This is a genomic window from Collinsella sp. SGI.095 (assembly GCF_050314535.1).
In the GTDB taxonomy this organism is placed as follows: Bacteria; Actinomycetota; Coriobacteriia; order Coriobacteriales; family Coriobacteriaceae; genus Collinsella.
The window spans coordinates 40748-51372 of the sequence record NZ_JBNPNG010000013.1; the positions used below are offsets into that span (position 1 = coordinate 40748).

Here is a 10625-nt window from a genome sequence, read left to right on the forward strand (position 1 = left end):
TCCCCTCTTTTTTTCTCTCAATCCAACCGCGTGCTACACCGTTAGCGGCGCCGGCTCATGCGGCTCGCCGTTCAACTCAACGATGACCTGCGTTCCCACGCCCTCCTGGGACTTCACGCGCATGCCAGAATCTTCTCCGTAAAAGAAATGGATGCGCTGAAGCACGTTGAAGAGCGCCAGGCCGCAGCCTCGCTTGACGGAGCCGTCGGCGGTAATGCTTTCGGGCTCCTCTCGGCGATGCTGCTCAAACAGATGCGCGCAGACTTCTTCGCTCATACCGATGCCGTCATCTTCGACGATGATCTCCAAGCCGTCATCGGTCTCAAAAGCCCTAACACGAATGGAAAGCGGCTCGGTCTCGCGCTGCGCATGCTTGATGCAGTTTTCGAGCAGCGGCTGCAAGATAAACGGCGGCACCAGGCTGTCGCGCACCTCAAAGTCGATGTCGACCGAAACGCGCAGACGGCCGTCGCCATACCGGGCCTGCATAAGATTGATATAACGGGTGCCCTGTTCCACCTCGCGCTCGAGCGTGGTGAGCGTATCGGAGTCAGAAAGCGTCTGACGATAGTAGTTGGAAAAGTCGATCAGCAGCGATCGCGCCTTGTCGGGCTCGGTTCGAACGAGCGAAACGATCGTGCTAATGGTATTGAATAGAAAATGCGGATCGACCTGCGACTGCAGAGCGCGGAGCTCAACGCGGGCCGTGAGCTCATCCTGGCGCTCGAGCTCAAAGCTGGCGAGCTGCGTGGAAATGAGATCGGCGAAACCCGAGGCAAGCGCCGTCTGGCGCATATCGATGCTGCTCAGGCGGGGGTAATACAGCTCGAGTGTGCCCACGCAATGACCACGCACGCTAAGCGGCGCGACAATACCGGCACGCAGACGGGGAAAATAGCCGCCCGTCTCATTGGAGGCATCACGCGAAAACACGCTCTGCTCGCCCGTCTCAATCACGCTGAGCGTGGTCTTGAGCACTACCGGGGTTCCGGCAGGGCACTTTGCCGAGTCCTCGCCCCAGCTTGCCAGCACCTGCCTGCCGTCAGTAAAGCAGATGGCAGAAGCGATGGTCTCGGACAGGATGATTTTAGAGGCACCCAGGGCCGCTTCGGGCGTAAGGCCGCGCGACGTGTAGGCAAATATTTTTGATGCGATGGCGAGCGTGCGGTCGGTTGCGCTCGATGTGAGGTCATCGGGGACCACAAAGACATACGAGAAGAAGAAGCACAGCATGACCAGGCCTGCAATAACGACAACGCCTGGAACGGGATTGGGATTATCGGTTAAATCCCAGATAAGCAGCAAGATAAGCGCCGGAACGACAACACCGAGTAGGATGGCCTGAACCACATGCTGGGCCGTACGAAAGACCTTGGTAGAGTTGTAACTCTTGCCCAGATTCAGCCTGTTTAAATCCACCGTCATCCCCTCTTGTCCGTAGTACCGATAGCAATAAAGAGGGCCGCAAGCGACCCTCTCCATTGCATTATGCAATCAAAAACTGTGTTTTCCATCCAGCCATCGACAAACGGTAGCTTAGGCGCTGTACTTGTTTGCCTCGCCGAAGCTGCCGGCCTCGACAATCCAGCCGTCCTTCATGATGACGTCCATGTTGTCGGTGTTGAGCACGTGGATGTCGGCGGCGACGTCACCGTTGACGACCAGCAGGTCGGCGCACTTGCCGGCCTCGATGGAACCGGTCTCGTCCTCGATGTGGCACATCTTGGCACCGTTGAGGGTGGCGCAGGTGATGGTCTCGACCGGGGTGAAGCCGATCTTGTCGACGAACTCGTACATCTCCTCGATGGAGCAGGTGCCGTACGGGGTGACGAAGGAGAAGGAGTCAGAGCCGATCGTCATGACGACGCCGCGCTTCTTGGCCTCGCGCAGGCAGTCATAGTTGCGCTGCAGCTCCTTCTCGACCAGGGTACCCTCGTACTTGTCGTGCAGCTCGGGGACGTAGACGGGAGGATAGGTGGCGTACCAGGTGGGCAGGAAGGCGATCGTCGGGGTGAAGAAGGTGCCCTGCTCGGCCATGAGGTCCATGGTGCGCTCATCGATATCGAAGCCGTGAATCAGCTGCTCGCAGCCAAAGCGAACGGAATCGTAGGCGGCGGCGTGGTTGTTGTAGCAGTGGCTCCACACGGGGATACCGACCATCTTGGCCTCTTCGACCACGGCCTGGATCTCCTCGGAGCAATAGTGCTGGTCGCGACCGGAGTCCCAGCGCCAGATGCCGCCACCGGTAGCCCAGATCTTGATGGCATCGGGGTTCTCGCGCAGGCGACGACGGACGGCCTTGCGCAGATCCCAAGGACCGTCGACCTGGTCGCCCCAGGGATGGGATTCCTTGTTGAGCTCCTGGGTGCAGTGGTGGGAGTCACCGTGACCGGCAACACGGCAGAAGCCGAGGCCGGTGGCCAGAACGCGCGGACCCTTAAAGACGCCCTTGTCGATGCAGTCGCGAATCTGGATACCAAAGCGGCCGATCTCGCAGACGGTGGTGAGGCCGTGGGTGAGGCAGTCGTAGGCCTGCTTGACGGCGACGGCCTGCTTCTCGAGGAGCGGCTGCATGACCCAATCGGTGTCATCGTCGGTCAGGTTGCCCGAGAAGTGCAGGTGGGTGTCGATCAGGCCGGGAAGGACAGTCTTGCCGGCGGCGTCGATAACCTCAACGCCCTCGGGAAGGTCCTGCATAACACCGGCGTACTCGATCTTGCCGTTATCGTCGACGAGAACGAGGGAGTTCTCGACCGGCTCGGCACCGGTACCGTCGATGAGCTTGCCGCCAACGATTGCATACTTAGTGGACATGGTTCCTCCTTATGGATCCATATAGTGGGTGAGGCCGTGTTGGGTTAAGGCCTCACAAAGCTACCCAAGTGATGCCGGGTTCGGTACGCGGGAGAGAGGGCACCGCGCACCCAATCCGCCCCGGCTCGGCGTTACTTTTTACGGGAATTGGTGAAAGCCATGAGAGCCAGGCCAATAGCCAACCAGCCGATCACGATGCTCCACTCCACCATGTTGAGGGAGGCGGGAGAGAACGGAATCACGAGCAGGCCGATGATGATGGCGCAGGCAGCGATGGCGAGGCTGATGCCAAACTTGCCGCCGGGCACCTCGTAGGGACGAGGTAGGTCGGGCTCGGTGAAGCGCATGCGCAGGCAGGCAAGAGCGACCATGCCGCAAGAGAAGATGAAGGCGAGAGCCGACACATTGGTCAGAGGGATGAGCATGTTCTTGCCCAGGAACGGACCGACGACGGTGATGATGGCCAGAACGACGCAGGCGAGCTTGGGAGCGCCGGAATTGGGATCGACCTCGGCAAACTTCTCGGGCAGCTGGCCCTTGCGGCCCATGGCGAGCATAATGCGGCTCGTGGCGCCGTAGAAGGAGTTCATCGGGCCCATGGGTCCAAGCGTGGCGATGACGAGCATGGCCAGGTACAGGAGCATGTTGATGCCCTTAAGACAGGCAAGCGCGGGAACCGGGCTCTTAACAAACTCATGCCAGTCAAGGATAGTGCCGAACGAGTAAATGCAGACCATGTAGAAGCCGCCGGCGGCCAGCAGGGCCAGGGAGATGATCTTGCCGAACTTGTTCCAGTTAAGGCCCTCGGCTGCTTCCTCAGCCTGCTGAGGAATGGTGTCGAAACCGGCGTAGAAGAACGGGGTCAGAACCAGGACCGACACGATACCGGCGAACAGGCTGGTGCCCTCGGTTGCGGCCTTACCGCCGCCAGCACCGGCGACCTGGGAGAACACAGGCATGGCGTTATTCGGCGAGCCGGTGAACAGCGAGACGCCCATGGCGAGTAGCATGCCGCAGAGCAGGGCCTTGGTCAGGAAGGCTTGGAGCTTGGCGGCCGAGCTGGCACCGCGGAAATTGAGGAAGATGACGTAGACTGCAAAGCCGAGCGCGATCAGCGTCGGGAACAGGTAAACGTCGGCGCCCAGGATGGTGTAGAGCTTGACGGCGCGCAGCCACTCAAGACCGGGCAGGCTACCGAACATCTCGGACACGAGAGTCGAAATGGCAATGGCCTCCCACGGGCACAGGATGCCGTTGCCCAGGGCCAGGAGCCAACCGGTGATGTAGCTCAGTGTACGGCCAAAGCTACGATCGACATACTCGACGATGCCGCCCGAGATGGGGATAGCAGCCGTAAGCTCACCGAAAACAGCTCCGACGGGCACGAGGAAGATTGCACCCAAGAGGAATGCGATCATAGCGGGAACGGGACCGCCGCCCACGACCATCCAGTCGCCGACCTGCAGAACCCAACCGGTACCGATGATGGCACCGAAACCGATGGTGAAGAAGTTCCAGAGCGAAAGCGTTTTCTTCATGCCGCCGGTATCCTCGACTGCAACTTCTGCGTTCTTGTCCGCCATTGTTCCCCTCCTTTCCTTTCTGACGCCCCTTGGCGTCACCCCTTGCACGGCCTGTTTTGCCGCGCACTTTTTATTTCATGGCTTTAAGATACGGCCTTGGCACAGCATGGCCGCCCATGGCTCGACCGAAGGCCGAACTCGCATATGAGCGGCGCCGTTTTTGGGACGAACGGCACGGTTTGCCGCTCATTGTTGCCGCCCGACCGACGGGCGCACGCTCATCGGACGCATATAGAGATATTTTTGAGGCCGTGTGTTTTGCGCCTTTCATACCGTTTACCGAGCTTTTGACGCGCAGACCCATTTGTTGCACATCTTTTTTGTAGGATGGACAGGTTATACATGAGACAAGGCGGTACGAATGGCCTACGGATACAACGACGGTGATCAACGGCGACAAAGCGTTCGCCTTGCTGGCCGCACCACGCCTATGCCCAGAAGTGCCACGAGCAGCAATCCGCAACGCCTCCAAGAGCAACCCAGGCCTTCGTCTCGGCAGCAGTCAAGCAGAATACGGCAGAGTGGCCGTCCGCGCACGGGCACAAGCGCGCAGCAAGATAGCCGCTTGGGCGCGCGCACTCGACAGCGTCAAGCCGAGGTTCCGCAACTGCGCCGCAACGGCGCACGTCAGCCCGGCATCCATATCAACCGCTTCTTTTCGCATCCCCAAGGCGGACGCGACGGCAAGCCCTACCGCTCGACATCGCACGCGAATGCCCCCGCCCTGCCGGCTCGTCGACTTCGCCTCGCACTGTGCTCTATCCTCACCTGTCTGGTCTTTGTGCTTATGAGCTCCTGTATGTCCCACGGGTCGGCCGGTCTCGAGCCCACCGCCGAGGACAAGCTGCTCAAGGCCCCCGTCGCACCCGGTTATTCTTTCGCCTTTTCGACCCCACGCTCGCAATGGCAAGCCGGCACGATGCCCCATATCTATCAGATCGACCCTGCGTGGTCGGAGCTGCCTTACGCCGGCGGCACCATCCGCCAAAATGCCTGCGGGCCCACGTGCCTCACCATGGTCTACATCTTTAAGACGGGACGCACCAATATGACCCCCGTCGATATGTGCGCGCTTTCCGAGGCGGGCAACTATGCACCCACCGGTGCCACCGAGTGGTCGTTTATGACAAGCGGCGCATGGCAGCTGGGCCTTAACGGAACTGAGCTCCATATCGATCGCAGCTCCCTCACCCAGGCTCTGCGCTCGGGCGCGCCCATCATCGCATCGGTTCGTCCCGGCACCTTTACCAGCGTTGGACACTATATCGTGCTCTGGGGCATCGACGATGTCGATCAGGTGGGAGTCTACGACCCCAACTCGCAAAGCCGCAGCGCCCGCCGCTGGGGCGTCGTAGAAGTCCTTAACGAAGTCGAAGCCATGTGGGCCTACTACTAGTCATTGGGGACAGACTTAAATGATTGGTCGTTGGGGACGGCCCTTGCGGATGCCGCTCGTGGGCGGCCATGCCGGCTGCCCCACACCGCCAGAAACTGCCAGCATGGAAAACGTCTCCCGCTTTGGAGCTCGATTGCGGGATACACTTTCCGTGCACGGCCTGTTTGGGAAACTGCGGGCCACTTTTCGGCCAAATTCCGGGATGCATTTTCCGGTTGAGGGGTCTAGGGAAACTGTGCCCCATTTTAGAGGCTCTTTCTGGGATACGCTTTCCGCAGTTGGCGGCGCAGCCTTTAAGGACTGTCCCAAGCTGCCGGCAGGAAAGGAACGTCCCCAATGACTAGGTGAATAGCAAAAGCCCCGCAGTCGGAGCGGACTGCGGGGCTCATGAAGAGAGGCTAGTTTGTGGGCGCTTTGCCTGGCGCCCACAAGAGAGGCAACAGAGTAGAGGCTACTCGTGGATGCGGGTACCGGAGAGGCCGGCCATGGTCTCGGCGGCCTTGTCCAGGGCGCCGATAATGCAGGTGCGGCCCTTGCGGGAACGGGCGAACTTGATGGCAGCGCGGACCTTGGGCTCCATGGAACCCTTACCGAACTGGCCCTCGTCGGCCAGGCGCTCGGCCTCGTCGGCGGTGAGGTCCTCGAGCTCCTCCTGGTTGGGCTTGCCAAAGTTGATGGCGACATGCTCAACGGCGGTCAGCAGGAACAGAACGTCGGCGTCGCAGTCCTCGGCCAGCAGCTCGCCGCCCAGGTCCTTGTCGATGACGGCGGGAACGCCCTTGTAGCAACCCTTGTTCTCGTAGTCGCGGACGACGGGAATGCCGCCGCCACCGCAGGCGATGACGATGAACTCGTTGTCGAGCAGGTTGAGGATGGAGTCGGCCTCGACGATCTTCTTGGGATCGGGGGAGGCGACGACGCGGCGCCAGCCGCGGCCGGAATCCTCGACGAAGACCTTGGAGGGATCCTCGGCCATGAACTCCTTGGCCTGCTCCTCGGTGTAGAAGGGGCCGATCGGCTTGGTCGGGTTCTTGAACGCGGGATCATCCGGATCGCACTCGATCTGGGTGACGACGGTGGCGGCGTGCCAACGCTTATAGCGCTTGTGCATCTCGCGGCCGATGCCCTGCTGCAGGTGATAACCAATGTAGCCCTGGGACATGGCGCCGCACTCGGGCAGCGGCATCTCGGGGGTGCCGATGGCGTCGTGGGCGGCGGCGAAGGCATTCTGGATCATGCCGACCTGCGGGCCGTTGCCGTGGGTGATGATGATCTCGTTACCCTGCTCGATGAGACCAAGGAGTGCGTGGGCGGTGTTGCTCACGGCCTCGATCTGCTCGACGGGGTTGTTGCCGAGGGCGTTGCCGCCAAGGGCGACGACAATACGATCGGGCTTGCCAAGAGGCTTAGACATTGCTGGAATCCTTTCTGTAAAAGGCCTACATCCCATTAATAACCCACGTCCGTGCAATACGCGAGTTTATTAAGGTTTATATTCTCTTTATCGCTCATTTTATTCATTTTGAAAACAGTTGAACGGTGAACGGTCGTTTTTACCCGTTCAGCGTAAAGATGTCCAGCTCAAGCATATCTAAGCTATTTACGTGCGACTTTATTTTGATATAGCAGGGATTAGACCAGATTATGCAAACTATATCTTTGCTAAACACAAAACAGACAGCGCAAAATCTTACTCGCACTATACGAGATTCTATGCACTTATTGGACGAGTATGCAGCCCTGCAATAACATAGCGTTTTTCATCCAACTTAGGGAATAGACGAGCACCTTTACCGCGCGTCGGCCGGCAGCCGGCGAGCCGTCTCGTCGATTGCCGCTTCCAGAAATTCAAAAACTGATATTGCGCGCGCAATTGCGGCATGGTACTTTAGCGAGGAACAGCACGGGCTGGGGCGACAGAGATTTGTCGTGAAGTTTGGGTTCGGCGACCCCGCTGCTGTCTTCTCCTTATCCGCCAGCGAACCCCTTGAGCGACGGATTGAGGAGGTCCTTACTATGACAAAAATGCTCAAGATCACGCTAAATGGCGAGACGTTTCTCGCCGACATGCTCTGGGACAAGGCTCCCGAGGCATGCAAGCTGTTCGAATCGTCCTGTCCGGTCGAGTCACGTATCTTTTCGGCCAAGATCTGCGATGCCGAGGTAACCTATCCCGTATCGGGCCCCATCGCCAATTACGAGCACATCGAGAACCCCGTCTTTCACGAGCCGGCGGGCGCCGTGAGCTGGTATGGCGGCTGGTCGTCAATTTGCATCTTCTTTGACGTGTGCGAGCCCTTTGGCACCTGCAGCATGTTCGCCCGCATCTGCGAAGCCGACCGCGAGCGTTTTGCCGCCGCCTGCCGCAATGTCTGGGACAACCAGGGCATGTACATTAAAAACGAAATCGTCGAGATCGAAACGGAGGCCTCAAGATGATGGATATCAACACCCTGCTCACACTCGACCTTGCCGAGTACACCACTGCACTTGAGGCCCTCGCCGACCAAATGATGCTCGAGGAACCGCGCGATATCGACTACATGCGCCGCCGCAAGCTCGACACCGGCCGCGAATTCGCCGTCTGGAACTTCACCGTCGGCTACTGTATGAACGCCGCCGACGCCCTCTCCCTCTTGCGTGCCCAGGCCAACGAAAACGCCAACGACGGCACCGCCGACCTCGCAACAATCAACAACAGTGCCGCGCGCCTGTGCGACTGGTTCTCGGGCGCCTTCGACGTCACCGGCAAAATGGACGACACGACGGCAATCCTCGCCCACAGCCGCGACCTCTACGCCCAGGTAGAGACTCACGAACAGTTCGCGGCCCTCACACGCGCCACCGAGCGCTATCTGGTCCAGCTCCAATTTTGGGTCGACCGCCAGATTCCCTGGCCGGCTATGAGCGACCTCGTCCACGGCTACCGCCTACGCACAGAGAGCGGCGAGACAAGGTAAACCGACCAGGAAGGCCAACAAAGTCCCATCGCGGAACCAAAAGTAAGAATCAGAGGGCTGGAGACGCACACAGCAGCGTCTCCAGCCCCTTCGCAAAGTAGAGCGCTGTTTCAGTGGCTTTGAGATCTTATCGGACCTTTGCTATCTTCCAATTTTTGTATATTTACGCACGCTATTATCCGCAAATTTTTGTATGATTTCAGGCAATTCTATCTGCCAATTTTTGTCATTTGGGGGTTTTATGCTACGCCGTAAGGTCACTGATAAGCTTTTGAGCTGGAAGAATACCTCCAATAAGGCATTACTTGTTACTGGTGCGCGTCAGATCGGCAAGAGCTATGCGATTCGCGCGTTCGGAAAAAGCAACTACGCTTCGTATTTTGAGGTCAATTTACTACTCAATGTCGAGGCAAAGAATGTGCTTATTGGCGCAAAGAACTCCGTTGACTTCATCAACCGCGTAGCCCTTCTTGCGAATGCGCCGCTTGTTGAGGGGGACACGCTTGTCTTTGTCGATGAGATTCAGGAGTATCCGCAGATCGTTACACTCATGAAGGCGTTGGTCGAGGATGGGCGCTTTAGCTATGTCTTCTCGGGGTCTATGCTTGGGACCGAGTTTAAGGGAATCTCTTCTTTTCCGGTGGGGTATGTCGAGCACATTGTTATGCGCCCAATGGATTTTGAAGAGTTTTGTTGGGCAAACAGCGTCAGCGAGAATGTGCTTGCCGGTATTCGCAGCTGCCTTGTCGAGAAGCATCCTGTCGAAAACTATATTCATGAGGCGATGCTCAAAAACTATAGAGCATATATCATTTGCGGCGGCATGCCGGAGGTCGTTCAGAACTATATTGATTCGGGTTATTCGCTCGTGAGCACACGTGAGCTTCAAACTCAGCTGGTCGATCAGTACAAAAGCGATATCTCAAAATATGCATCGACTCGAGCGTTTAACGTTCGGTCGATTTTTGAGCAAATTCCCGTTCAGCTTGAGGCGGAGTCCCATCGCTTTGTTGTTTCGTCTCTGGGTGAGGGAGCTCGCCTTAAAAAATATGAACAGGATTTCCTGTGGCTTGTTAACGCAGGTGTTGGATTGATGGTCGCCAGGGTGACGGAGCCACGGAGTCCTCTCAAGAGGACGGAGAAAACGACAGCCTTCAAACTATACGAGTCTGATACAGGCATGCTAGCATCGCGGTACCCCGGCAGCACTGCACGCGCCGTCTATCTTGATATGAAAACTCCCAACCTTGGTGGTCTCTATGAGAACGTGGTCGCGCAGGAACTTGTTGCCCTCGGGGCGGATGCATGGTACTACCAAACGCGTGAGGTCGGTGAAGTTGACTTTGTAATCGAAGGCGCCCACGGGCATGTTGTCCCAATCGAGGTCAAATCGGGTAAGAAGGTTCGAGCGCACGCAGCCCTCGATCGTCTGATGAGTGTGGGCGAGTACAAAATTCCCGAGGCCGTTGTACTGAGCCACGAGAACCTCAGCAAAGAGGGCAAGGTTCTGTATGTTCCAATCTACATGACGTTTTGTCTTGATGAGTTTATGGAAAAGGATGACCCCAATAACGATTTCTCGTTCGCGCCCATATCTCTCTAGCCATTTGAATCCGCAATCCAGCCCCGCCCACGCATCAATGCATTTCCCAAGGTGCTGCGCGTTTCGCGGCAAAGCCGCGAAAAAGCAAAGGGATAAGAAGCGGCAACAGCCAAAACCTCCATCCATCCCCAAAGTGGCGCGAGGTTTCGCGGCAAAGCCGCGAAACAGCGAAGGGGACAAAAGACCCCCTCAGCCACGTCCTTCATTCAGCCCCACAATCCGAGGACGTAGTCGTAGCAGGATCTGAGGGCTAACCTTCGCGGACATTT

General features: G+C 58.1%; 8 protein-coding genes. 4 read left to right on the forward strand and 4 right to left on the reverse strand.

What is annotated here, in order from left to right:
• Positions 1-33 precede the first annotated feature (33 nt).
• The 3 genes from ACQRCA_RS06145 to ACQRCA_RS06155 all read right to left on the reverse strand — a co-directional run bounded on the left by ACQRCA_RS06145 (position 34) and on the right by ACQRCA_RS06155 (position 4397).
• Positions 34-1419, reverse strand: a complete 1386-nt coding sequence (locus ACQRCA_RS06145) for a sensor histidine kinase (protein ID WP_427719516.1) — start codon at positions 1417-1419, stop codon at positions 34-36.
• 117 nt (positions 1420-1536) lie between these two features.
• Positions 1537-2814, reverse strand: a complete 1278-nt coding sequence (locus ACQRCA_RS06150) for a metal-dependent hydrolase family protein (RefSeq protein WP_195645236.1) — start codon at positions 2812-2814, stop codon at positions 1537-1539.
• A 131-nt stretch (positions 2815-2945) separates the two neighbouring features.
• Entirely contained in the window at positions 2946-4397 is a 1452-nt protein-coding gene (locus ACQRCA_RS06155) for an APC family permease (RefSeq protein ID WP_427719517.1), read from the reverse strand.
• A 565-nt stretch (positions 4398-4962) separates the two neighbouring features.
• Here ACQRCA_RS06155 and ACQRCA_RS06160 point away from each other — a divergent pair.
• Positions 4963-5793 carry a C39 family peptidase gene (locus ACQRCA_RS06160; protein WP_427719519.1) on the forward strand — a complete coding sequence of 277 codons (831 nt, stop codon included), beginning with the start codon at positions 4963-4965 and terminating at the stop codon, positions 5791-5793.
• A gap of 451 nt (positions 5794-6244) precedes the next feature.
• Here ACQRCA_RS06160 and arcC read toward each other — a convergent pair whose 3' ends face one another.
• Positions 6245-7207, reverse strand: coding sequence for a carbamate kinase (arcC, locus tag ACQRCA_RS06165; RefSeq protein WP_006235166.1), 963 nt, complete (start codon positions 7205-7207; stop codon positions 6245-6247).
• 602 nt (positions 7208-7809) lie between these two features.
• On the opposite strand from arcC, the gene ACQRCA_RS06170 reads away from it, so the two are divergent.
• From ACQRCA_RS06170 to ACQRCA_RS06180, 3 genes are all read left to right on the forward strand, one after another.
• A complete protein-coding gene (locus ACQRCA_RS06170) occupies positions 7810-8232 on the forward strand; it encodes a hypothetical protein (RefSeq protein ID WP_427719521.1) in 423 nt (140 codons plus the stop codon).
• Positions 8232-8753, forward strand: coding sequence for a hypothetical protein (locus tag ACQRCA_RS06175; protein ID WP_427719523.1), 522 nt, complete (start codon positions 8232-8234; stop codon positions 8751-8753). Before ACQRCA_RS06170 ends, ACQRCA_RS06175 begins: the two co-directional genes overlap by 1 nt.
• 241 nt (positions 8754-8994) lie before the next feature.
• Positions 8995-10356, forward strand: coding sequence for an ATP-binding protein (locus ACQRCA_RS06180; protein ID WP_427719524.1), 1362 nt, complete (start codon positions 8995-8997; stop codon positions 10354-10356).
• The last annotated feature ends 269 nt before the right edge of the window (positions 10357-10625 follow it).